Annotated in this window: 22 protein-coding genes; 11 read left to right on the top strand and 11 right to left on the bottom strand. The window is 69.9% G+C overall.

Going from position 1 to position 21678, the window contains the following annotated elements; translation table 11 throughout:
• Positions 1–77 precede the first annotated feature (77 nt).
• Positions 78–1451, top strand: coding sequence for an alpha/beta hydrolase (locus ACQP2E_RS20050; protein ID WP_433824442.1), 1374 nt, complete (start codon positions 78–80; stop codon positions 1449–1451).
• Here the strand turns inward: ACQP2E_RS20050 and ACQP2E_RS20045 are convergent.
• The 5 genes from ACQP2E_RS20045 to metX form a co-directional block, all read right to left on the bottom strand.
• Entirely contained in the window at positions 1444–2400 is a 957-nt protein-coding gene (locus ACQP2E_RS20045; RefSeq protein WP_433824441.1) for a pyridoxal-phosphate dependent enzyme, read from the bottom strand. The genes ACQP2E_RS20050 and ACQP2E_RS20045 overlap by 8 nt on opposite strands.
• 7 nt (positions 2401–2407) lie before the next feature.
• Positions 2408–3136 (bottom strand): hypothetical protein, encoded by a 729-nt coding sequence (locus ACQP2E_RS20040; RefSeq protein ID WP_433824440.1) that lies wholly within the window; start codon positions 3134–3136, stop codon positions 2408–2410.
• Between the two features lie 169 nt (positions 3137–3305).
• Positions 3306–3788, bottom strand: a complete 483-nt coding sequence (locus tag ACQP2E_RS20035) for a CoA-binding protein (RefSeq protein WP_433824439.1) — start codon at positions 3786–3788, stop codon at positions 3306–3308.
• A complete protein-coding gene (locus tag ACQP2E_RS20030; protein ID WP_433824438.1) occupies positions 3785–5071 on the bottom strand; it encodes an O-acetylhomoserine aminocarboxypropyltransferase/cysteine synthase family protein in 1287 nt (428 codons plus the stop codon). The genes ACQP2E_RS20035 and ACQP2E_RS20030 overlap by 4 nt, the downstream gene beginning before the upstream one ends.
• Entirely contained in the window at positions 5068–6222 is a 1155-nt protein-coding gene (metX, locus tag ACQP2E_RS20025) for a homoserine O-acetyltransferase MetX (protein WP_433824437.1), read from the bottom strand. The genes ACQP2E_RS20030 and metX overlap by 4 nt, the downstream gene beginning before the upstream one ends.
• Positions 6223–6313: 91 nt before the next feature.
• Between metX and ACQP2E_RS20020 the strand changes: the two genes are divergently transcribed.
• From ACQP2E_RS20020 to ACQP2E_RS20005, 4 genes are read left to right on the top strand one after another with little or no spacing between them, the layout of a single operon-like run.
• Positions 6314–6862 (top strand): OsmC family protein, encoded by a 549-nt coding sequence (locus ACQP2E_RS20020; protein WP_433824436.1) that lies wholly within the window; start codon positions 6314–6316, stop codon positions 6860–6862.
• 2 nt (positions 6863–6864) lie between these two features.
• Positions 6865–8112: an NAD(P)-binding domain-containing protein gene (locus ACQP2E_RS20015; protein ID WP_433824435.1), complete on the top strand. Its 1248-nt coding sequence runs from the start codon at positions 6865–6867 to the stop codon at positions 8110–8112.
• Positions 8113–8121: 9 nt separating this feature from the next.
• Positions 8122–9246 (top strand): pyruvate dehydrogenase (acetyl-transferring) E1 component subunit alpha, encoded by a 1125-nt coding sequence (pdhA, locus tag ACQP2E_RS20010; protein ID WP_433824434.1) that lies wholly within the window; start codon positions 8122–8124, stop codon positions 9244–9246.
• 28 nt (positions 9247–9274) lie between these two features.
• Positions 9275–10855, top strand: coding sequence for an FMN-binding glutamate synthase family protein (locus ACQP2E_RS20005; RefSeq protein WP_433824433.1), 1581 nt, complete (start codon positions 9275–9277; stop codon positions 10853–10855).
• Between the two features lie 75 nt (positions 10856–10930).
• Here the strand turns inward: ACQP2E_RS20005 and ACQP2E_RS20000 are convergent, their stop codons facing one another.
• Positions 10931–11584: a lysophospholipid acyltransferase family protein gene (locus tag ACQP2E_RS20000; RefSeq protein ID WP_433824432.1), complete on the bottom strand. Its 654-nt coding sequence runs from the start codon at positions 11582–11584 to the stop codon at positions 10931–10933.
• 189 nt (positions 11585–11773) lie between these two features.
• On the opposite strand from ACQP2E_RS20000, the gene add reads away from it, so the two are divergent.
• The gene (gene add / locus ACQP2E_RS19995; protein WP_433824431.1) at positions 11774–12709 is read left to right on the top strand and encodes an adenosine deaminase; all 936 of its coding nucleotides are present in this window, start codon (positions 11774–11776) and stop codon (positions 12707–12709) included.
• Between the two features lie 11 nt (positions 12710–12720).
• Here add and ACQP2E_RS19990 read toward each other — a convergent pair whose 3' ends face one another.
• Complete coding sequence (locus ACQP2E_RS19990) at positions 12721–13074, bottom strand: alpha/beta fold hydrolase (protein ID WP_433833985.1); 354 nt, start codon at positions 13072–13074, stop codon at positions 12721–12723.
• On the opposite strand from ACQP2E_RS19990, the gene ACQP2E_RS19985 reads away from it, so the two are divergent.
• The 4 genes from ACQP2E_RS19985 (at position 13069) to ACQP2E_RS19970 (ending at position 15818) form a co-directional block, all read left to right on the top strand.
• The gene (locus tag ACQP2E_RS19985) at positions 13069–13494 is read left to right on the top strand and encodes an MFS transporter (RefSeq protein ID WP_433824430.1); all 426 of its coding nucleotides are present in this window, start codon (positions 13069–13071) and stop codon (positions 13492–13494) included. The two genes, ACQP2E_RS19990 and ACQP2E_RS19985, sit on opposite strands and share 6 nt — an antisense overlap.
• Positions 13494–14048 (top strand): hypothetical protein, encoded by a 555-nt coding sequence (locus ACQP2E_RS19980; protein WP_433824429.1) that lies wholly within the window; start codon positions 13494–13496, stop codon positions 14046–14048. The genes ACQP2E_RS19985 and ACQP2E_RS19980 overlap by 1 nt, the downstream gene beginning before the upstream one ends.
• Positions 14045–15076, top strand: a complete 1032-nt coding sequence (locus ACQP2E_RS19975) for an NAD(P)/FAD-dependent oxidoreductase (protein WP_433824428.1) — start codon at positions 14045–14047, stop codon at positions 15074–15076. Before ACQP2E_RS19980 ends, ACQP2E_RS19975 begins: the two co-directional genes overlap by 4 nt.
• A gap of 118 nt (positions 15077–15194) precedes the next feature.
• Complete coding sequence (locus ACQP2E_RS19970) at positions 15195–15818, top strand: YitT family protein (protein WP_433824427.1); 624 nt, start codon at positions 15195–15197, stop codon at positions 15816–15818.
• On the opposite strand, the gene ACQP2E_RS19965 is transcribed toward ACQP2E_RS19970, so the two are convergent.
• From ACQP2E_RS19965 to ACQP2E_RS19950, 4 genes are all read right to left on the bottom strand, one after another.
• A complete protein-coding gene (locus ACQP2E_RS19965) occupies positions 15815–16225 on the bottom strand; it encodes a flavin reductase family protein (protein WP_433824426.1) in 411 nt (136 codons plus the stop codon). The two genes, ACQP2E_RS19970 and ACQP2E_RS19965, sit on opposite strands and share 4 nt — an antisense overlap.
• Positions 16222–17682 carry a phytoene desaturase family protein gene (locus tag ACQP2E_RS19960; protein WP_433824425.1) on the bottom strand — a complete coding sequence of 487 codons (1461 nt, stop codon included), beginning with the start codon at positions 17680–17682 and terminating at the stop codon, positions 16222–16224. Before ACQP2E_RS19960 ends, ACQP2E_RS19965 begins: the two co-directional genes overlap by 4 nt.
• A gap of 686 nt (positions 17683–18368) precedes the next feature.
• Positions 18369–19223 carry an alpha/beta hydrolase family esterase gene (locus ACQP2E_RS19955; protein WP_433824424.1) on the bottom strand — a complete coding sequence of 285 codons (855 nt, stop codon included), beginning with the start codon at positions 19221–19223 and terminating at the stop codon, positions 18369–18371.
• A 10-nt stretch (positions 19224–19233) separates the two neighbouring features.
• The gene (locus ACQP2E_RS19950) at positions 19234–19779 is read right to left on the bottom strand and encodes an NADAR family protein (protein ID WP_433824423.1); all 546 of its coding nucleotides are present in this window, start codon (positions 19777–19779) and stop codon (positions 19234–19236) included.
• Between the two features lie 152 nt (positions 19780–19931).
• On the opposite strand from ACQP2E_RS19950, the gene ACQP2E_RS19945 reads away from it, so the two are divergent.
• Positions 19932–21335: a PLP-dependent aminotransferase family protein gene (locus ACQP2E_RS19945; RefSeq protein WP_433824422.1), complete on the top strand. Its 1404-nt coding sequence runs from the start codon at positions 19932–19934 to the stop codon at positions 21333–21335.
• The last annotated feature ends 343 nt before the right edge of the window (positions 21336–21678 follow it).

The following is a 21678-nucleotide window of genomic DNA, read 5'->3' as shown; positions in this document are numbered from 1 at the left end:
CCGGTTGCGCTGACCGATCGTGCCCCTACGGGCGCTACCGGATGTGTCGGGCATCGATGGCGGTCGACGATGGCGCGATGACTCGTACCCTCGCTGTTGTTATCGCGCTTGTGATTGCCGCGCCGCCGGGCGTGGCGCGGGCCGCGCCACCGGGACCGGCGCTGGATTGGGGCGCGTGCGCCGGCGGCACCGCCGCGGTGCAGTGCGCCGAGTTGCGCCTGCCGGTCGACTGGGCCGATCCGGGCGGGCCGGGATTCGACCTGGCGGTGGCTCGCCGGCCTGCGCGGGTGCCGTCCGGGCGGGTGGGGACGCTGGTGTTCGGGCCGGGCGGGCCGGGGGACTCCGGCGTTGATCGGCTCGTGCGGGGCAGCGCCCGGTTCAGTGACGAGATCCTGGACTCGTTCGACGTGGTGAGCTTCGATCCGCGTACCGTCGCGGGCAGTGCCGCACCCACGTGCGCGAGGGAGCCGGTGCCGGTGATCCTGCGTGACCAGGCCGACTTCGACGCGACGGTGGCCGCGAACCGGGCGTTGTGGCAGCAGTGCCGGGAGACCAGTCCGGTGTTCGATCACGCCAGCACGCGGAACACGGCGCTCGACCTGGAGGCGCTGCGCCGCGCGCTCGGCGAGTCACGGCTGACGTTCCACGGCAGTTCCTACGGCACGCTGCTCGGGCAGCAGTACGCCGGGATGTTCCCGGGCCGGGTACGCGCCGCCGTCCTCGAAGGCGTGTTCGACCACAGCCTGAGTCTGACCGATTTCGTGCGTACCCAAGCTGTCGCCGTGCAGGACTCCTTCGACGAGTTCGTGACGTGGTGCGAGCGAGGCGGCAGATGCCCGCCCGGCGTCCGTGACACCTGGACCGAGGTCCTGGCCCGCGCGGACGACGGTGAATACGCGCCGTTCACCGCGTTCGACGTGGCCGCCCTGCCGATCGCCACCCTCCAGGGACCGAACTGGCCGGCCCTGGCGGCGGCGATCGAAGCCCTCGCGGCCGGGCGCACCGACTTGATGCGAGGTCTGCCGCCGGCGTCGACCGGGGCGTTCTGCGCCGACTTCCCGGTGCCGGTGCGCAACTACCGGGAGTACACGAAACTGCTGCGGGTCGCCGCGAAGGCCGGCCCGGACATCCGGTACGGCGCCGGGCTTCTCGCGGTCTCGCTGTGCCTGGGCTGGCCACGGCCGGTGGACAACCCGCCGCACCGGCCACGCGTGCAGACCCGGGTGCCGATGCTGCTGCTCAACGCCCGGCACGATCCGCGCACCGGGTACGAGTGGGCCACCCACGTCGCCGGCCAGCTGGGCCGGAACGGGCGACTGGTCACCTATGAGGGCTGGGGCCACGGGGTGTACCGGGACACCGCGTGCACCACCGCGACGGTCGACCGCTATCTGATCGACCTGGTCGTCCCGGCACGCGGCGCGAGCTGCCCGGCGGAACCCGTCAGCTGAGCAGATCGGCGAGGCGGGCCGCGCCCACGTTGCCTCCGGACAGGATCACGCCGATCCGCGCCGGCAGCGGCTGGACGCGGCCCGTCAGCAGCGCGGCCAGCCCGGAAGCGCCGCTCGGCTCCAGGACCAGCTTCAATCGGTCGACGGCGAACCGCAGCGCGTCCCGCAGCTCGTCGTCGCTGACCAGCACGATCTCGTCGACCACGTGCTTGTTGATGGAGAAGGTCAGTTCACCCGGGATCGGCGCGGCCTGCCCGTCGGCGATCGTGCGCGGCACCTCGATGCCGACCCGTTCGCCGGCTTCCAGGCTCCGTTTGGTGTCGTCGCCGGCCTGCGGTTCGACACCGATCACCCGGATGCCCGGCTGAACCCCCTTGGCGGCGATCCCGGTGCCGGCGATCAGGCCACCACCACCCACGGGTACGACGATCGCGTCCAGCGGCCCGGTCTCCTCGAGGAGTTCGAGGGCGGCGGTGCCCTGACCGGCGATGACGTGCGGGTGCTCGTACGGCGGAATCAGCGCGAGCCCCCGCTCCTCGGCGAGATCACGGCCGAGCTTCTCCCGGTCACCGGTGTAGCGGTCGTACGTGATGACTTCGGCGCCGTATCCGCGTACCGCGTCCATCTTGGATTTTGGGGTGTCGGCCGGCATCACGATGACCGCGGTGCTGACGAGCTCGCGGGCGGACAACGCGACCGCCTGCGCGTGGTTTCCCGACGAGTAGGTGACGATGCCCCGGGCCAGCTGCTCGGCGGAGAGCTGCGCGATGGCATTGTAGGCGCCCCGGAATTTGAACGCCCCGATCCGCTGGAGGTTCTCCGCCTTGAGGAAGACCTGCGCCCCGGCGATCTCGTCAAGCGTGCGAGACCGGATCACCGGGGTACGGTGAGCGACCCCCTCGATCCGCGCGGCAGCATCCCGGACATCGTGCAGGGTCACCGGTGTCATACCTCGATCATAGGTTTCCTTCCACCGGCTGCGGCTGCGGCTGGAACGCCACGTCGCTCACATCGGCGGCCAGCTCGGTGAAGTCGGTGCCGTACGCGGCCGGCTCGACGATGCGCAGCACGAGCGCGAACGGCCGGTCGGCGCCGTATTTCCGATCCAGTTCATGATGACGTTTGGCCAGGTAGCGGGCGGCGGCGAGGTTGCTGCCCGCGGTCAGGCCGCCGAGGAGGAACACCGGGTGCCCGCCGGCCGGCCCCCAGAACCGGGCGAGCAGGACGTAGCTCGTCTCCGGGCTGAGGGCGTATTCGACGCCACCCACGGTGAACGACATCCGGCGCTTCTCGTCGTCGAAGACCTCGTACGTCACGCCGCGCAGGATCGTACGCACGTGCGTGGCGCTGCGAGGGCTGGCGCCGCCCGGGCCGCCGACGCAGAACTCGGTCAGCCGGCCGATCTCCCCGGTCGGCTGGTTCTCACCGACCCGATCGGCGTGCGCACCGCACTCCCGGGCGATCGTCGCCAGCTCCACCAGCGCGGCGACATCCCGGCGGTGCACACTGAACTCGCGCGGCGACGACGCGTGCCGGGACACCACCAGCAGGCAGCTCGCTCCGGCGGTGAGTCCGAAGAAGGCGCGCTCGCGGCCCAGTTTGCGCCGGCGCAGCAGGAATCCCGCGAGCCAGACGGCCGTACCGGCGATGACACTCGCCAGCAGATTGATCAGAAGGTCGCCCATGCCGTCGATGATGTCCGATGCCGTCGAACGCCGGTCCGGCGGCGCCCAGCGTTGTGAAACGTGCGCGAGACAGCTGGGTCAGGACACACACCACGCCGGCGGGACGCGCGAGGCGGGTGCTCCGTGCGTACCCCAAGGCGCCGCAGGCAAGAAAGGGTGAGCGGAACGCTCACTGGAGGCCGGTGCGGACCGAGGTGATGCGGTGGGTGTTGAAGCCGAGCCAGTGCATGCGGCCCACGTAGCGGGCGTGCTCGATCTTGAGGCAGCGGTCGACGACCAGGTCGAGGCCGCCGCCGGTGGCGATGCTGTTGCCCTCGTCGTTGATCACGCCGAACTGGCACCAGAGGGCGCCGGCGCCGATCGTGACCGCCTCCTGGGCGATCTGCGGGAGCGCGGCCGGCGCGCGGAAGACGTTGACGACGTCGACCGGGCCGGGCAGATCGGTCAGGCTGGGGTAGCTGCGTTCGCCGAGGATCTCCGTCTCGCGCGGGTTGACCGGGATCACCTGATAGCCGTGGCGCTTGAGGTAGTAGCCGACGAAATAGCTGGCCCGCAGCTCGTTGCTGGAGAGGCCGACGATCGCGATGGTCTTCGCGGTGTGCAGCAGCCGCTGGATCGTGGTGACGTCCTGGTACTGGGCGGGATCGGTCATCGCCGCGCCTCCAATGCCTGCTTGAGATCCCAGATCAGGTCCTCGACGGACTCGGTGCCGACGGAGAGGCGGATGGTGCCCGGTCCGACGCCGGCGGCGCGCAGCTCGTCGTCGCTGAGCTGGCGGTGCGTGGTGCTGGCCGGGTGGATGATCAGGCTTTTCGCGTCGCCGACGTTCGCCAGGTGCGACCAGAGGGTGACACCGCGGATCAGGTCCTGACCTGCGTCGCGGCCACCGAGGACGTCGAACGAGAACACCGCGCCGGGGCCGAGTGGAAGGTATTTGTCCACCAGAGCTTGAAATCGACTACCGGACAGGCCCGGGTAGGTGACGCTGGAGACCAGCGGGTGCTCGGACAACCACGATGCGACCGCGTGGGCGTTCGCCACGTGCCGGTCCATCCGCAGCGACAGCGTCTCCAGGCCCTGCAGCAGCAGGAACGCGTTGAACGGCGACAGCGTGCCACCGAGGTCGCGCAGCGTCTCGGCGCGCAGCTTCATCAGGTACCCGTAGGTGCCGAACGTCTCGTGGAACTGCAGGCCGTGGTACGCGGGTGAGGGGTCCGCGATGACCGGGAAACGCCCGTTGGACCAGTTGAACGTGCCGGCCTCGGTGACCACGCCGCCGATGCTGGTGCCGTGCCCGCCGATGAACTTCGTCGCCGAATGGATCACGATGTCCGCGCCCCATTCGATCGGGCGGCACAGGTACGGCGTCGCGAACGTGTTGTCCACGATCAGCGGCAGGTCGTTCTCGTGGGCGATCCGGGCGATCGTCTCGATGTCCAGGACGTTGCCGCCCGGGTTGCCGATCGTCTCGCCGAAGAACGCCTTCGTATTGGCCTGGACCGCCTTGCGCCACGCCTCCGGATCGTCCGGATCCACCCAGGTCAGCTCCACGCCCATCTTGCCGAACAGGTGCTTGAGCTGGTTCACCGTGCCGCCGTAGAGCGCCGCCGACGCCACCACGTGATCACCCGGCTGGAGCAGCGTGAAGAACGCGGCCGCCTGGGCGGCGATCCCGCTGGCGAACGCCACCCCGCCGGCGCCGCCCTCCAGGTTCGCGATCCGCTCCTCGAAGACCGCCACGGTCGGATTCATGATCCGGGAGTACGTGTTGCCGTACTCCTGGAGGTTGAAGTACGCGGCCGCCGACTCCGGATCCTCGAAGACGTAACTGGTCGTCTGAAAGATCGGCACCGCGCGGGCGCCGGTGTTCGGGTCGGGTCGCTGACCGGCGTGCAGCTGCCGGGTCTCGAAGCCGAATTCGTGGTCTTCGCTCATGTGCGGCTCTCCAGGAACTTTCTGATGACGGGTGTCTGGCGGGCCTCTTCAAGAAGGAAGCAGTCGTGGCCGTAGGGAGCGTCGATGATATGAAGTTCGACGTCATTTCCGGACCTTTCCAGGCCGGCCGCGATCTCTTGCGACGCGGCCGGCGGATAGAGCCAGTCGGAGCTGAAGGCGATCAGAAGTGTCCGGGCGCGGATTTTTTTCACAGCGCGGTCCAGTGAACCGTGTTCCCGGCCCAGGTCGAAATAGGTCAGTGCCCGGGATGTGTAGAGATACGTATTCGCGTCGAATCGTCTGACGAACGCCGACGCCTGGTGGCGCAGGTAACTCTCCACCTCGAACTCGGCCTCGTCGATGGTGAATCCGATGTCGTCCCGGCCCTGCAACCGCCGCCCGAACTTCGTCTCCAGTGCCGGCGCCGACAGGTACGTGATGTGCCCGACCATCCGGGCCACACCCATCCCGGCGTCCGGCGCCCGCCCGGTCCCGTAGTAGTGGCCGCCCTGCCAATCCGGATCCCGCATGATCGACTCGCGGGCGATCGCGTTCCAGGCCAGCCCCTGTGGATGCAACGCGTGCGTCGAGGCGATCACCACGATCGTGTCGACCTGACCGGGGTACGACACCGCCCACTGCAACGCCTGCATCCCGCCGAGCGACCCGCCCGCGACCCCCGCGAGCCGGTCGATGCCGAGCTCGTCGAGGAACGCCCGCTCGCACCGCACCATGTCGGCCACCGTGATCACCGGGAAGTCCGAGCCGTACGCGAAACCGGTCCCCGGGTCGATCGAGGACGGTCCGGTCGTGCCCCGGCAGCCGCCGAGCAGGTTCGTCGAGATCACGAAGAACCGGTCGGTGTCGAATGCCTTGCCGGGCCCGATCATGCCGTCCCACCAGCCGATACCCTTGGGGCTGGCGGCCGCGCCGAAACCGTCGAGAGAACTCTCCGCCCCGATGCCGGCTGCGTGTGCGTCGCCGCTGAGCGCGTGGCAGACCAGGATGACATTGTCCTTCTCGGGGGCCAGGACGCCATAGGTCTCGTACGCGACCCGGACCCCGGAGAGCGTCCGCCCGGAGTCGAGAGCCAGTGGCTCAGGCAGATCCAGATATCGCGTCTCGACGATGCCGACCGATCCGGTGCTCATAACTCCTCGAAGTTAGGCCAGTTCTTGATCATTGTCTAGTATCCCGATGGGTCTTGTAGAACCATCGGTGCAGAGGGAAGGATTCCAGCTCATGACCACGATTGATAACGGAGTCAACGTCAAGGCGCTGCTCGACGCGCGCGAAGTGCTCAAGGGAGCCCCGGAGGCGGCACAGTTCACCTGGCGGGCCTCCAGCAAGTGGGAGAAGGGCGTGCGCAGCACCACGACCATCGAGAAGTTCTTCGGCCTCGGCCAGGAGCAGACCCACAAGAACGAGACCACGTTCTCCTCCGACCACCCCGAGGTGTTCGCCGCCGAGGACCAGGGCATCACCCCGATCGAATACCTGCTGGTCGGCCTGGCCGGCTGCCTCACCGCGGGCGTCGCCTCGGTGGCGCAGAACCGCGGCATCCAGCTGCGCTCGGTCGAGTCCACCGTCGAGGGCAACCACGACATCCGCGGCATCCTCGGCGCCGACAGCGACGTCCGCAACGGATACAACGACATCAAGGTCACCTTCAGCATCGACGCCGACGCGTCCACGGAGGAGATCGAGGCACTGGTCGCGCAGTCGCAGAAGCGGTCCGCCGTCTACGACGCGCTCACCAACCCGACCAGCGTGACCGTCGAGGTCGCCTGAGCGTGGAGCGGTTCACCACGGTGGTGGTCGGCGCCGGGCACGCGGGCCTGTCGGCCAGCCACTTCCTCACCGCCCGGTCGATCGACCACGTCGTTCTGGAACGCGGCGAGGTGGCGAACGCGTGGCGGCATGAGCGCTGGGACTCGCTGCGGCTGCTCACGCCGAACTGGTTGAGCCGGTTGCCCGGGTTCGCCTACGCCGGCTCTGATCCGGACGGTTACATGACGGGCGGCGAGGTCGCCGATTTCATCGCCGACTTCGCCGCGGTGGGTCACGCTCCGGTGCGTTCGTCAACAACGGTCACTTCGGTACGCCGTACCGACGATGGTTATCACGTCGTCACGGATGGCGGTGTTCTCAGCTGTCGAACGGTGGTGATCGCGAGCGGCGCGTGCAACGTGCCGGTTATTCCGGCTTTATCGGGATTCATTCCTGCGGCAGTGCGGCAGGTGACCCCGTTCGACTATCGAGGCCCCGCCACCGTAACGGGCAGCGGCGGCGTGCTCGTTGTCGGCGCCTCGGCGACCGGCGTGCAGATCGCCGCCGAACTCCAGCGCTCCGGCCGCCAGGTCACCCTCGCGGCCGGCGAGCACGTCCGGATGCCCCGCCTGCACCGCGGCAAGGATGTGCTCTGGTGGATGGACGCCTCCGGCGTGTGGGACCAGAGCTACCAGGAGGTCGACGATCTCGACCGGGCCCGCCGCCTCCCGTCGCCGCAGCTGGCCGGCACGCCGGCGCGGGACACCCTCGACCTCAACACGCTCACCGGCCTCGGCGTCGAGCTGGTCGGCCGGCTCGCGACGGTGCGGGACGGCACTGCGCTGTTCTCCGGCGGCCTGCGCAACGTCTGCGCCCTCGCCGACCTCAAGATGAAGCGCCTGCTGGCCGGATTCGATCAGTGGGCCGGGCTCAGCGACGACGCCGCGGAGATCGAACCGACCCGGGTGCCCGCCGGCGCCCGCTGGAAGCTCGACCTGACCAGCGGCGAGATCAGCACGATCATCTGGGCCACCGGGTTCCGGCCCGACTACAGCTGGCTCGACGTCCCGGTCGTCGACGAGAAGGGCCGGCTGCGCCACGAGGGCGGCGTCGTCGGCAGCCCGGGCCTCTACGCGCTCGGCCTGCCGGTGCTGCGCCGGCGCCGGTCGACGTTCATCAGCGGCATCGAGGACGACGCCCGCGCGGTTGTCGGCCATCTGGCCGCGGCGCTGGGGATTGATGCGGCTGCGGCAGCCTCGCAAAGGGGTTAGCGTCCGACTGTGGATCAAGATGTCACCGACGCCCCGGCGGGCGGATATGTGCAGCTTCTGACTCCGGACGGCACCCGGGTCGACAGTGTGACCACCGCCGACGGGACTACCTACAGCGTCAGCTTCACCGACCAGGAGTACCGCGACCTGTACCGCGACCTGGTCACCGTGCGCCGGCTCGACGCGGAAGGGCTCGCCCTGCAACGCCAGGGCGAGCTGGGTCTGTGGGCCAGCCTGCTCGGGCAGGAAGCCGCCCAGGTCGGCTCCGGCCGGGCGCTGCGCGAGCAGGACATGGCGTTCCCGACGTACCGGGAACACGGTGTCCTGTACTGCCGGGGTATCGACCCGATCATGCCGTTCGGCCTGTTCCGCGGCGTCGACCAGGGTGGCTGGGACCCCGACGAGCACAAGTTCCACCTGTACACCCTGGTCATCGGCTCGCAGACGCTGCACGCGACCGGGTACGCGATGGGCGTCAGCATGGACGGCAGAACCGGTGGTCCGGACGGCGAGGCCGTTATCGCGTACCTCGGTGATGGTGCGACCAGTCAGGGTGAGGTGAACGAATCGTTCGTGTGGTCCGGGGTTTTCAACACGCCGATCGTCTTCTTCTGCCAGAACAATCAATACGCGATCTCCCTGCCACTGGAGCGCCAGGCGCGCGCCCCGCTCTTCCAGCGGGCCGGAGGGTACGGCTTTCCGGGCATCAGGGTCGACGGCAACGACGTCCTGGCGAGCTACGCGGTGACCCGGGCGGCGCTCGACCACGCGCGGCAGGGGCAGGGTCCGACGCTGATCGAGGCGTACACCTACCGGATGGGCGCGCACACCAGTTCCGACGACCCGTCGCGGTACCGCATCGCGAGCGAGGTCGAGTCGTGGAAGGTCAAGGACCCGATCAGCCGGGTCAAGGCGTTCCTGCTCAAGGAGAAGGTCGCCGACGACGCGTTCTTCGGCGAGGTCGACGAAGATGCCCGCAAGGTGGCGCTGGACCTGCGGGAACGTGTCCTGGCGATGCCCGATCCGCAGCCGGTCGAGATGTTCGAGCACGTCTACCCGGAGGGTTCGGCGGAGCTGGACGCGCAGCGCCGGGCGTTCACCGGGTACCAGGCCTCGTTCGAGCGAACCGTTTAGGAATCGGCCGGGCGGTAACTGGCGTGGCATGAGTCGAGGTCTGCGGGCGGCCGCTGCCGCCGCCGTGTCCGCTGTGGCGGCCGTCGCCGTACGGGATCTGCTGCAGCGTGACCACGCGCTGCTGCGCAACTTTCCGGTGCTCGGACACGGCCGCTACCTGATCGAGGCGATCGGCCCGGAGCTGCGGCAGTACGTGGTCGCCGGCAACGACGAGGAACGGCCGTTCACCCGCGATCAGCGCCGCTGGGTCTACGCGTCGGCGAAGAAGGAGAACAACTACTTCGGCTTCGGTACGGACAACGACATCGAATACACGGCCGGATACCCGATCATCAAGCACCGCACCTTCGGCCGCGCCGTGCCCCTGTCGAACCCGAGCGCCGGGTACGAGGCATCGGTGCCCTGCGCGAAGATCCTCGGAGCCGCACGCGGCCGGGCCAGGGCGTTCCGGCCGGAGTCGGTCGTCAACATCTCCGGCATGAGCTTCGGGTCGCTGTCCGGCGCCGCGATCGAGGCGCTCAACCGGGGCGCGAAGCTGGCCGGCTGCCTGCACAACACCGGTGAGGGCGCGCTGTCGCCGTACCACCGCAACGGCGGCGATCTGGTCTTCCAGATCGGCACGGCGTACTTCGGCTGCCGTGACGAGCAGGGCCGGTTCAGCCTGGAGCGGCTCAAGGACCTGGTGGCGGCGAACCCGGTCCGCGCCCTGGAGATCAAACTCAGTCAGGGCGCGAAACCCAGTCTCGGCGGACTGCTGCCGGGCGCGAAGGTGTCCGCGGAGATCGCCGAGACCCGGGGCATCCCGCAGGGCGTCGATTGTGTGAGCCCGTCGCGGCACGCCGAGTTCTCCGGCACCGACAGCCTGCTCGACTGGGTCGAGATGCTCGCCACCGAGACCGGTCTTCCGGTCGGCATCAAGGCCGCCGTCGGTGACCTCGGCTTCTGGGACGAGCTGACCACGCTCATGACCACCACCGGCCGCGGCGTCGACTTCGTGACGATCGACGGTGGCGAGGGTGGCACCGGCGCCGCCCCGCTGATCTTCACCGACTCGGTGTCGCTGCCGTTCCAGATCGGCTTCGCCCGGGTCTACCGGATGTTCGCCGAACGGGGCCTGCACGAGGACGTGGTCTTCGTCGGCGCCGGCAAACTGGGCCTGCCGGACAACGCGATCGTCGCGTTCGCGCTGGGCTGCGACATGGTCAACGTGGCGCGGGAGGCGATGCTGGCGATCGGTTGCATCCAGGCGCAGAAGTGCCACACCGACACCTGCCCGACCGGCGTCGCCACCCAGAACAAGTGGCTGACCAGGGGATTGGACCCGCAGCTGAAGTCGGTGCGCGCCGCCAACTACATCCAGACGCTGCGCCGTGACCTGCTCAAGGTGGCCGAGGCATGCGGGGTGGAGCACCCCGGGCTCATCGACACCGGGTCGGTGGAGATCCTCGACGGGCGTACCGCCGCCACCGGCCTGGACGAGGTGTACGACTACCGGCCCGGGTGGGGCCTGCCGTCGAAGGCCGACCAGGAGACCGTCATCGCCCTGATGACCACTTCCGAGCCGCAGGGCGGCAGCGCGCCGCCGTCGGCGGAGGCCCTCGGCCACTGAACCGGCCACCTCCACCGGCGAGTGGCGCGGCCGGCTCACGAGGCGCCGGCCGGGCTTCTCCGCCGGGATCGCTGGTCAGGGGCGCCGGCCTGCTGTGGCGATCGGGGCCACGGCGCGGAGTTCGGCGGTCAGGCGTACCGACAGCTGCTGGGCCGACTCGTCGGCCGGGGCCGGCGTCGGCTCGAAGAACGTCACCGTGAGGCGGGGGCGGCGGGGGAAACGGGCGATGTCCACCGTCCCGGTGACGGCCGCGCAGACGATCCGGGCCTCCGGCACCGCCTGGGCGAGGCGTCCGGCGCCGCTGCGGGCGCGCAGCTGCTTGCCCTGCGATCGGGTGCCCTCCGGGAAGATGCCGAGGCAGCCTCCGGACTTGAGGCACTCCACCGCGGCGTCGAGCGCGTCCATGTCGGCCTGGCCGCGCCGGACCGGGATCTGGCCCATGCCGTCGAGGACCCAGGCGAGCACCGGGTTCTTCCACAGCGACGACTTGGCGAGGGCCTGGATCTGGCGGCGCTTGCGGACCGCGCACGCGATCACCACCGGGTCCCACGCGCTGTCGTGGTTGGCTGGGACGATCGTGGCGCCGTGCGTCGGCACGTTCTCCGCACCGACCACGTCCACCCGGCCCCACCAGCGGACGATCGGCACCGCTGCCGCCATCACCGCGCGATAGACCGGCGAGATCCGGGCGGCATCGGTCGTCCCGGCGGCGGAACTCTTGCGGTCCATGACTCACTCCCAGTGTTCAATGCCCAGGTGGCAGGCGATGTTATCGTGGCGGCGTGATCACGACGTGCTGCCTGTGCCCCCGGCGTGGCACGTCCGTGTTCGGTGATCACTCGTACCGACAAGACTTCTACCAGTAGGCACTCGGCTCTCTCCCGCCGACAACCCACGCCACTGGAAATGAAGAATAGAATGCTCATCGATCTTCACCGTCACCTTGAGGGCGCCCTCCGGGTGGCGACGACCCTCGAACTCGCTCATCGGGACGGTCACCCGCTCGCCGCCGCCGACGACCCCGAGGACCTGCTGGTCGCGCGAGGGCCGCTCGGTGGCCTGCTGCCGTACCTCGACAAGGTCGACGCGGCGCCCTCGGCGTTCCCGCGCCTCGACGACTGGGTGCGCGCGACTCGCGAGTGCGTCCAGGACGCCGCCGCCGACGGCCTCGACTATCTGGAGATCCGCTTCAGCCCGTGGTTCATCAACCAGGAGACCGGCCTCGCACCCGAGGCGGTCATCGACGCGGTCGCCGAGGGCGCCCGCTCGGCGAGCGAAACCCCGATGCGGGTCGGGCTCATCGGCATCCTCCTGCGCGATCTCGGGCCGGAGCAGGGGTACGCGCAAATGAGCACCCTGCTGAGCCGGAAGAACGTCCTGTGTGGCGTCGACATCGCCGGTAACGAGGCGGGTGTGCCGGCCGCCGAGTTCGCCGGACCGTTCCGTCAGGCCCGCGACGCCGGACTGCGGATCACCGCGCACGCCGGTGAAGCCGCGGGCCCGGCCAGTGTCTGGGACGCCGTGCGGCACCTGGGCGCCGAGCGGATCGGCCACGGCGTCCGTGCCGCGCAGGACCCGGCGCTGCTGGACCACCTGGCGTCCCACCGGATCACCCTGGAAGTCAGCCTGACCAGCAACCTGCACACCAGCACCGCGCCGAGTTACGCCGAGCACCCGGTGAAACGCCTGGTGCGGGCCGGCGTGCCGGTGGCCCTGTCGACGGACGACCCGAGGACGTCGGCGATCACCCTGTCCGGCGAGTACGCCCTCGCGGCACCCCAGGCCGGCCTGACCCCGGCCGACCTGGACCGCATCCGAGCGGACGCCCGGCAAGCCGCGTTCGCCTGGGACTGAAGGGACCGCGGTCAGCGGGCGGTCTCGCGTACCGCCCGCTCGATGAACGCGACAGTGGTGTCCGGCTGGGAGACGAAGACCAGGTGCGAGGCTCCGCGCACCACCTGGATCGTCGCGCCGGCCCGCTTCGCCATGAACTCCTGCGCGGCCGGCGGGATGATCCGGTCGGCGCCGGAGATCAGGTCGTAGCTCGGGATGTCGTGCCAGGCCTGCGGCGTCGACGCCGGTTCGCCGAGCGCCGCTCCGGTCGCCGGGCGCTGGGCGATCGCGTACAGGGCGGCGTCGCGGGCCGCCAGGTCGCCGGCGAAGTGGACGGCCGGAGGAAGAGGCGGTTCAGTGCCGGCCACCAGGATCCGGTCATGCATCAGCACGCCTTCGCACCCCAGTGCGCCGCCGAGGAGAGCCGGCACCGCACCACCGGAATCCGGAACCCGAGACTGACGCTGCTCGCCCTGGCGCTCGGCACGTTCGCGATCGGCACCGGCGAGTTCGGCAGCAACGGCATCATCCAGTTGTTCTCCGCCGATCTGGACGTGTCGCTGCCGGTCGCCACCTATGCGATCACCGCGTACGCGTTCGGCGTGGTCATCGGTTCGCCGGCGATCACTCTGCTCGCGGCCCGGGCGAATCGGCGTACCCTGCTCCTGGGTTTGATCGTGCTCTTTCTGGCCGGAAACGGCCTGTCGGCGGTGGCACCCGGCATCGAGTTGCTGGTGGTTTTCCGGTTTGTCGCGGGCAGTGTGCAGGGTGCGTTCTTCGTCGCCGGCGCGGTGGTCGCGGCCTGATGGTCGCCGTCGCGGCGCTCGGCATCTCCAGCATCTTCGCGGTCTACACGTTCATCGGCCCGTTCGTCACCGACGCCGCCGGCCGGGAACCCGTCCTGATACCGATCGCTCTGGCCGTTTTCGGTCTCGGCATGGCCGCCGGCAACCATCTCGGCGGCCGGGTCGCCGACCAGCACCCGGACCGCGGCCTGATCCACGGGTACGCCGGCGTCCTGGTCCTGCTGGTGCTGATCGGCCTCGCCGGGGACAACCTGGTCGTACTCTTCCCGTGCCTGTTCGGCGTCGGCGCCACGATGATGTACGCGATCCCGGCCATCCAGGTCCGGCTGACCGGCTTCGCCCCGGACGCGCCGACGCTGATGGGAGCGCTCAACCTGGCCGCGCTGAACCTGGCGAACTCGCTCGGCGCGGCCGGCGGCGCGTTGACCATCGGGGCCGGCTGGGGTCCGCTGTCCACGGTCTGGGCGGGGTTCGTGCTGACGGCGGCAGGCCTTCTTCTGTACGTGGTGACGGTCGCCCGCCGCACGTCTGCCGTCGTGAAGGTGCCGGCATGAGCGCGCTTCCGAGCGTCTACCTGACCGCCCGGGTCGTCGCCCCGGGCACGGTGATCCGGATCGAGGACGGCTCGCTGCGCCGGGCGCTGGCCGAGCAGGCCGACATCGCCGACGTGCTGATCGAGGCGTTCCGGGTCCGGCGCGACGTCATCCGGACGGCGGCCGGCGCGGCCCTGGAGATGATCGGCCGGACCGGCGACTCCGGGTCGGCGGCGCTGCGGACCTACGCCGGGCACATGCTGCTGCCGCACTCGTGGGTGGACGCCACCTCGGCGCCGGGGCTCGCGCTGATGCGGTCGGCCGGGCTCGAGGACGGTGACCTGCCGGCCGCGCTGGTCCGGGGCGCGGTGCTGCGCAGCGCCACCCCGGGAACGGTCGCCGACGCGATCGGCCTCACCTACCGAACCGGCGGGCCACCGGCCGACCTGGTCGTGGTCGGCGCCGGACCGGCCGGGCTGGCCGCTGCCGTCTACGCCGCGTCCGAAGGCCTGAACACCGTGCTGCTGGACCGCACCGGCATCGGCGGGCAGGCCGCGAAGAGCGCCCGGATCGAGAACTACCTCGGCTTCCCGCTGGGCATCAGCGGCGAGGATCTGGCCCGGCTCGCGATGGTCCAGGCCCTCAAGTTCGGGGTGCGGATCTTCGCGCGGTACGCGGCCACCGAGCTCGACGTCCGAGGGGGCGCATCCGGGGATTCGGCTGCATGTGGGACGGCGGTGTGCGAGCTGGCGGGGGATGAATTGCTGACGTCGATCGTGGTCGAGCGTCCCGCCGGGCCGGCGGAACGCCTTGAGTGCCGGGCGCTGTTCTGCTTCATCGGCGCCGAGCCGGTCTCGGACTGGCTGACCGGTGTCGGCAAGGACCCGGACAGGTTCGTGCCCACGCCGGGACCGTTGCCCTGCCAGACCAGCGCGCCCGGCGTGTTCGCCGTCGGTGACCTGCGATCGGGCTCGACGAAACGGGTGGCGACCGCGGTCGGTGAGGGCGCGGCCGCTGTTTCGTCGGTGCACGCGGTTATTGCGGGCTGATGACGAGAATGCCTTCGAGCTGACGCGTACCCATGAGATTGATCTTTGGGGTGGACAGATTGTCCAGTCGGAAGACATCACATAGCGCAGATCGCCCGCCCGCCTTGATCATTATCGGGTGACAACGGAAACCCTTCACCAACCGACGACGACCCTGCGCCACACCCGGGTGGAGGACGTGGTCGGCATCGTCACCGGGGCGTTCCTGGCGTCGTTCGGCCTGTTCCTGCTGAAGTCCGGCGGCATCGCCACAGGTGGCACCGCCGGGCTCGGCCTGCTCATCGAACAGGCCACCGGCTGGCCCCTCGCCGCCGTGTTCGTCGTGGTGAACGTGCCGTTCGTGCTGCTGGCGATCACCCGGCGCGGATGGTCGTTCACGGTCCGCTCGGCCGCCGGGATCGGTCTGGTCTCGCTGTTCTCCCTGCTGCACCCGGCGATGATGTCGCTGGTCCAGCTGACCCCGGTCTACGCCACGATCGCCGGAAACCTGGCCACCGGGATCGGCATCCTGATCATTTTCCGCCACGGCGCGAGCCTCGGCGGCTTCAACGTGATCGCCCTGATCAGCCAGGACCGCTGGGGCTGGCGCGCCGGGTACGTCCAGATGGCCCTCGACGGCGTCGTCATCCTGCTGTCGCTGCTGGTGCTGCCGATCGGCGCCGCGCTGCTCTCCGCGGCGGGCGCCGTCGTCCTCAACATGGTCCTGGCGATGAACCACCGGCCGGGCCGATATCTTTCTTAGGGCCGGAGCGTGACCGTCAGGTCCTCGGCCGGCAGGGTCTGGCAGGCCAGCCGCCAGCCGGCCGCGAGCTCGTCGGTGGAGAACATGCCACGCGGATCGGTCTCGTAGGCACCGGCGACGATCCGCACCCGGCAGGTCCCGCACGCGCCCTCACCGCACGACTGCGGGAACGGCTCACCGGCCGCGTTCGCCGCGTCGAGCACGGTCTGCCCCGGCGAACAGGGGAAAGTCGTGTCGTCGTCGCGGATGTCGAACCGGGTCACACCCGCTTTCCCGGCGGCCAGAGCGATGGCGTGCGCGCGTTCCCGGCGGGTCTCCCGGCTGCGTCCGGAGACGAACGCCTCGGTGTGCACGGCATCGCGAGGGACACCGAGGCTGGTCAGGTGCCCGATGACGTCCTGCATCATCGCGGCCGGCCCGCAGAGGTGAACCCTGGTGACGTTGCGGTAGGCGCACAGTGCCTCCCGATCGATGCGGCTGCCGTGTCCCACCCGGGAGAGGAAGTAGACGACCTCCAATCGCGCCGACCTGCCGGCCTGGTAGCACCGCGTTCGCGGCCATCAACCCGCCGGCCAGCGCGCCGACCACCCCCGAACCCCACGCGTCCTGGCCTGCGACTACCAAACCCTTCACATCGGTACGCGTACCGGCCGCCATCGATCGCAGCCGCGCCGGAGTCGCCGCCAGCCCGTAGAACGAACCGAGAACACTGTGCTGATACGTCTCGAAGGACAGCGGGGTGGCGAGTTCGGCGAAGGCGATCGTCTCCCGGATGCCCGGCCACTGTTTGTCGAGACGGGCGATCAGGCGTTCGGTCAGCTCGGCCTTGATCCTGCGGTACTCCTCCGGCCGCTGTTCCGGGTCGCTGCCCCGCCACCGGTCGAAGGTGGCCGGGTCGACGAGTTCGAGGACCTCCACGGTGTGGTGACGGGGCGGCCGGGTTGTTCAGCGAGGCGAACGAGACGTACAGGGTGTGGCCGTCATCCATGAGCCAGTGGTTCTCGCCCTTCGGTCCCAGAGCCGCCGGTGAGGTGTTGAGCCCGAGGAACAGCATCACGGCGGACGGCTCTGGGGGCAGGGCCGGCTGCTCACGCCCGAGCATCGCGTAGGTGTTGCGTACCCCGGCCGCCGACACGACCGTCGGCGCGTTCACCCGATAGCCGCGGCCGGTGGCGGTGTCCTCCACGTCGACACCGGTCACCCGGTTCTTCTCCACGACGATCCGGGTGACCTGCTGCCGGGCCCGCACCTCGACCCCTCGCTGCCCGAGGATCTCCAGGACGATCCGGTTCACCTCGTGCGGACCGCCGACCGGATGCGCGGTGCCCTCCATGAAGAACGTCGTCGGCACCGCGGCGTGATAACCGAACGCGCTCCTGTCCGGCGGTGTGCCGTACAGCCCCCACCGCGCGGCCAGGATCGCCCGCAGCTGAGGGTCCCGGATGCTGCGTTCGAGCTGGTCGTGCGAGGTCCGATAGGTGGCGGGGAAGAGCCGTTCCGCCTCATCGGGGAACCGCTCCTTGAGCCGGGCGCTGTAGTTCTCCCGCCCGGCCGGAACCGCGAAGTCGAAGTCAGGAAAGTGCAGCAGGTCGTAGTCGTCCGGCAGCGGCTGAAGCTGAACCCGCCCGTCCGTCATGAAGTTCAGGAACGGCCCGGCGTTCGCGGCGATGTAGTGCAGCCCGGTCCCGAACCGGAACCGCCCCTCCCGCGAGAACTCATGGGTCATCCCGCCGAGCGTGTAATGCTGCTCCAGCACGACAACCCGCCGCCCGCCGAACTGAGCCAGCATCCGCGCGGCCGCGAGCCCACCCATCCCCGACCCGACGACGACAACGTCGGCCTCTTCCAGTGCGTTCGATGTCACGCCAGCAAGCTAGGCAGCCCCTCTTCCCAGCGACTGGACGATCTCTGAACGGCCCCGCTCAGCTGGTACACGGCGAGGCTCGGTAGCTGGTGCGGCGTCCACGAGCGGTTGCCGGGTGAGCCAGCCTGACCCCACACCGTGACCTGGCACCGCTCCCGCGTCCTGCTGGTTGTCAGCGTTGTCCGCGAGTGGGTTGACAGCACTGACCCTGCTGGCCAACGGAGGATGTCGCCTGCCGGGGACGGCGACGTCGGCGTGGATGGCGGGGTGAGCCGTAGCTGAGACCTGTTCTGAGGGTGCGATGACGTGGCTGATCTACGGCTGGTGTTGCCCGGCCGTGGTCCAGCCATGGTTTGAGGGCTTGATTTCGTGGCTGGACTACGGCTCGGTCCCTGGCCGGGCCCGGTTTCCGCGCGGAGCCCAGGGGGCCACCACACCGCGGACAGCCACGCGGTGTGCGTGTCGAGTTGGGGTGCATAACGAACTGCATAACGAACCCGAAGTCGACACGCCCAGCTGGGGCTCAGCGCGCATTCTCCGCCGTTGTGGTGGCAGCGCGTCACCAGGAGGCTCGCGGCTCACCCGAAATCGGCATTCCGCCCGCGGCGGCCACCGAAACTCGAGCGGGGAGAATCTTCTTCGAGAACGGCCTGCTCCGGCCCGGTACGCGTCTCCTGGAGGACGCACTAGTGGGCGTGGGCGTCGAAGAATTGCGCGAGGGTTTCGGTGGTGTCGAGGACCGTGCTGTCGGTGGACCAGGTGTGGGGGAGGCCCTCGACGAGGAGCAGGTTAACGTCGCGGCCGTCGGGGCAGGCAGCCGCCGACGAGTGGACCCTGCCCTTCGTCGTCTCGGTCGCCGCGTCGCAGGACATCGCGGTGCGCCACGCGGACAGGACCTCGCCCACCGGTGGCGTCACCGAGCCGTTCGGTAGCTTGCCGCCCCGCGGTTGGATGACGATGTCGGCGTTGCCGTGGATGTGCAGGATGGAGGTCGGGCGGCGGGTCACGCAGGGGGTCATCTCGCTGCCGGAGACCGGGCCGATCGCGGCGAAGCGGTCCGTCTCGCAGGCCAGACGGTACGCGAGACCGGCGCCGTTGGAGAATCCTGCCGCGTAGACCCGGGTGGTGTCGATCGGCGTACCCTCGCTGATCGTGTCGATGACGGCGAGTGACGCGCTGACGTCGTCGATGTGTCGCGCGGCCGCGGGGCCGCAACAGCTGCCGGCGTTGAAGCTGTGGCTGATGCCGTCGAGGTAGGCGACCACGAACCCGTGCCGGTCGGCGGCCTGGTCCCAGCCGCGCTGCTGCTCGGACATGGCGGCGCTCTCGCTGGAACCGTGGAGCACCAGCACCAGCGGCGCCGGGCCGGTCACCGCCGCGGCCCGGTAGAGCAGATAGTCCCTGGTCAGACCGTCGACGACGAGGCTGTTCTCGGAGAGGCCGGGCGCGACGCCGGTGCTGGGTGACGGGCTCGCGGCCGGGTCCGAGCAACCCGCCGCGAGCAGCACGACGGCGACACAGAGAAGGGTGGGACCACGCACGACCGGAACCCTATCCGAGGCGGTCGCGGACCTCCATGAGGGCGAAACCCAGCAGGTTCAGGCCACGCCACCGGCGCGGGTCGGCGGCGCGTTCGTCGTCGCGGGCCAGGCCGATGCCCCAGATCCGGTCCATCGGGCTGGCCTCGACCAGCACCCGCCGGCCGGTGCCGCGCAGATAGGCGCCGAGTGCCGGATGCTGGGTGAACTTGGCGAGGTTGCCGTCCACCACGACGGCGAACCGGTGCTCGTTCCAGGTCTGCTGATCAAATCCGGTCGCCCGGCCGCCGAGGTCCTTCGCCGCCTTCGGATGCGGCGCGGCCAGGATCCGCTCGGCCGTGTCCTCGTCGCCGAACAGGGTCGCCTTGCGCCACATCATGTAGTGCTCGGCCGTCGAGAACCGCCGCCCGTCCACGGTGAACGACTCCGCCGACCACTGACTCAGACACCCGGCGCCGACACTGCCGTCCCGCTCCGGCTGATGTCCCCAGAAGTAGAGGTACTTCAGCTTCGTATCAGTCTTCAGGAGGTCGGTGACGCTGCGGGCTGTGGCGGACATGACCGCGAGTCTGCCTGATCACCCGCCAGAACCGCCGCCGATATTCGCCGTCCCGGTGCTCGGACGTGTGCACGGTGAGGCCGATGGCCATCGCGAGATGCTTCATGCTTTCACGGTAGGAATTATCTGGACCATCGATATAGTCCAGTCGCATGGCGGATCAGTGGGCCAGAAGCGGCTGGGATCTTCACCTGCGCATCGACCGGGAGCACGGTCTGCGGCGCGGGCTCGAGCAGGCCCTGCGCGAGGCGGTACGCACCGGACGGCTCACACCAGGTGACCGGCTGCCCTCGTCACGGGCTCTCGCTGAGGAGCTCGGCGTCGCGCGGGGAACCGTTACCCAGGTCTACGAACAGCTCTCTGCCGAGGGCTATCTGACCGCCCGTCCGCGATCCGGCATGGTGGTGGCGCCCCGGCCCGGTCCGGCGCCCAGCCCGGAGCTGCCGCCCACCGGGCCGTTCCGGCCGCCGGTGCCCGGGTTCGATCTGCGGCCCGGGCTGCCGGATCTGTCGATGTTCCCGCGCCGCGAGTGGCTGGCCGCGACCCGGCACGTGCTGCAGACCGTTCCGAACGACGCGCTGGCCTACGGCGACCCGACCGGATCGCTCGAGCTGCGGTCGGCCCTCGCCGACTATCTCGGCCGGGCCCGGGGTGTGATCACCGCGCCGTCGAACATCATCGTGTGCGCCGGGTACACGCATGCTCTGCGCCTGATCCTGATGACGACCGGGCAGACGGTGGCCTTCGAGGACCCGACTCTGCTCGACTACCCCGCTCTCGCCGAGCACCTGGGCCACCGGGTCCACCGCGTCCCGGTCGACGCCGGTGGTCTGGTCGTCGACGGTCTCGGTGACGCGGCCGCGATCGTGCTCACCCCGGCTCATCAGTTCCCGCTCGGCGTCACCCTCGGTCCGCGGCGGCGGGTCCAACTGCTCGACTGGGCGCGGCGTACCGGCGCGGTGATCGTCGAGGACGACTACGACGGCGAGTTCCGCTATGACCGGCAGCCAGTCGGCGCGCTGCAGGGCCTCGCGCCCGAGCACGTCGTCTACACCGGAACGGTCAGCAAGACCGTCGCCCCGGCCCTGCGCATCGCCTGGATCGCCGCACCGACCGCGCTGGTGCCGGCGCTGCGCGAGGTGATGCGCTACGACGAGGCCTATGTGAACGTGATCGATCAGCTGGCCCTGGCCCACCTGATCCGCCGCGGTGACCTCGACCGGCACCTGCGGCGCTGCCGCCTGCGATACCGCAAGCGCCGCGACCATCTCGGCCGGTCGGTCGAGGCACGGCTGCCCGGCGCTCGGCTGTCCGGGATCGCCGCCGGCCTGCACGCGGTCCTGCACCTGCCGGCTTCGGCCGGCACCGAGAGCGAGATCCTGGCACGGCTCGCCGAGCGCGGGGTCGCCGTAGACGGCCTGAGCCGTTTCTACGCCCACCCGCCTGACTCGCCGCTGGGCGTCGTGGTCGGCTATGCCACGCCGCCGCAGCACGCCTACGACAGCGCGATCGACACCCTGACCAGCGCTCTAGCTCCCACCAGCCCGAACACCTAGCCGCCGGCCCGAACGCTTGCCGCCAGCCCGAACGCTTGCCGCCGGCCCGAACGGTTAGCCATAGGCCCGAACGCCTACCGCCGGCCCGCGACGTCCGCCGCCGGGCTGCTTGGGTACGCCTCAAGCGCCCGACTGAGCGCCCGTCCGGCAACCGCTGTCAGCAGCCAGCGCGGTGCTCAGGTCGATCTTGTTGAGTTCCCCGACCATGCAGGCGCTCTAGAGTTCCGTCATTTGTGGAGCGGTAGCGGGTTCGTGACGGCGTGGCGGTTTCTCGGGGCGAGGTGCCGCTCAGAGATCTTGTGCGGTTCGGCCGGCTGATCGACCACAAGTGCACGAGTTTGCG

Source organism: Actinoplanes sp. CA-015351, from assembly GCF_050955685.1.
Taxonomy (GTDB): Bacteria; Actinomycetota; Actinomycetes; order Mycobacteriales; family Micromonosporaceae; genus Actinoplanes.
The sequence above is the reverse complement of the archived record's forward strand: the minus strand, read 5'-3'. Positions and strand labels throughout refer to the sequence as shown.

Excerpts from the sequence above, each read along its gene's own strand:
- ACQP2E_RS20020 (WP_433824436.1), top strand. The coding sequence starts at position 6,314 with ATGACCACGATTGATAACGGAGTCAACGTCAAGGCGCTGCTCGACGCG.
- ACQP2E_RS19985 (WP_433824430.1), top strand. The coding sequence starts at position 13,069 with ATGCATCAGCACGCCTTCGCACCCCAGTGCGCCGCCGAGGAGAGCCGG.
- metX (WP_433824437.1), bottom strand. The coding sequence starts at position 6,222 with ATGAGCACCGGATCGGTCGGCATCGTCGAGACGCGATATCTGGATCTG.
- ACQP2E_RS20050 (WP_433824442.1), top strand. The coding sequence starts at position 78 with ATGACTCGTACCCTCGCTGTTGTTATCGCGCTTGTGATTGCCGCGCCG.
- add (WP_433824431.1), top strand. The coding sequence starts at position 11,774 with ATGCTCATCGATCTTCACCGTCACCTTGAGGGCGCCCTCCGGGTGGCG.
- ACQP2E_RS19975 (WP_433824428.1), top strand. The coding sequence starts at position 14,045 with ATGAGCGCGCTTCCGAGCGTCTACCTGACCGCCCGGGTCGTCGCCCCG.
- ACQP2E_RS20005 (WP_433824433.1), top strand. The coding sequence starts at position 9,275 with ATGAGTCGAGGTCTGCGGGCGGCCGCTGCCGCCGCCGTGTCCGCTGTG.
- ACQP2E_RS20035 (WP_433824439.1), bottom strand. The coding sequence starts at position 3,788 with ATGACCGATCCCGCCCAGTACCAGGACGTCACCACGATCCAGCGGCTG.
- ACQP2E_RS19980 (WP_433824429.1), top strand. The coding sequence starts at position 13,494 with ATGGTCGCCGTCGCGGCGCTCGGCATCTCCAGCATCTTCGCGGTCTAC.
- ACQP2E_RS19950 (WP_433824423.1), bottom strand. The coding sequence starts at position 19,779 with ATGTCCGCCACAGCCCGCAGCGTCACCGACCTCCTGAAGACTGATACG.
- ACQP2E_RS20030 (WP_433824438.1), bottom strand. The coding sequence starts at position 5,071 with ATGAGCGAAGACCACGAATTCGGCTTCGAGACCCGGCAGCTGCACGCC.
- ACQP2E_RS20045 (WP_433824441.1), bottom strand. The coding sequence starts at position 2,400 with ATGACACCGGTGACCCTGCACGATGTCCGGGATGCTGCCGCGCGGATC.
- ACQP2E_RS20000 (WP_433824432.1), bottom strand. The coding sequence starts at position 11,584 with ATGGACCGCAAGAGTTCCGCCGCCGGGACGACCGATGCCGCCCGGATC.
- ACQP2E_RS19965 (WP_433824426.1), bottom strand. The coding sequence starts at position 16,225 with ATGATGCAGGACGTCATCGGGCACCTGACCAGCCTCGGTGTCCCTCGC.
- ACQP2E_RS19945 (WP_433824422.1), top strand. The coding sequence starts at position 19,932 with ATGGCGGATCAGTGGGCCAGAAGCGGCTGGGATCTTCACCTGCGCATC.
- ACQP2E_RS20040 (WP_433824440.1), bottom strand. The coding sequence starts at position 3,136 with ATGGGCGACCTTCTGATCAATCTGCTGGCGAGTGTCATCGCCGGTACG.
- ACQP2E_RS19990 (WP_433833985.1), bottom strand. The coding sequence starts at position 13,074 with ATGCATGACCGGATCCTGGTGGCCGGCACTGAACCGCCTCTTCCTCCG.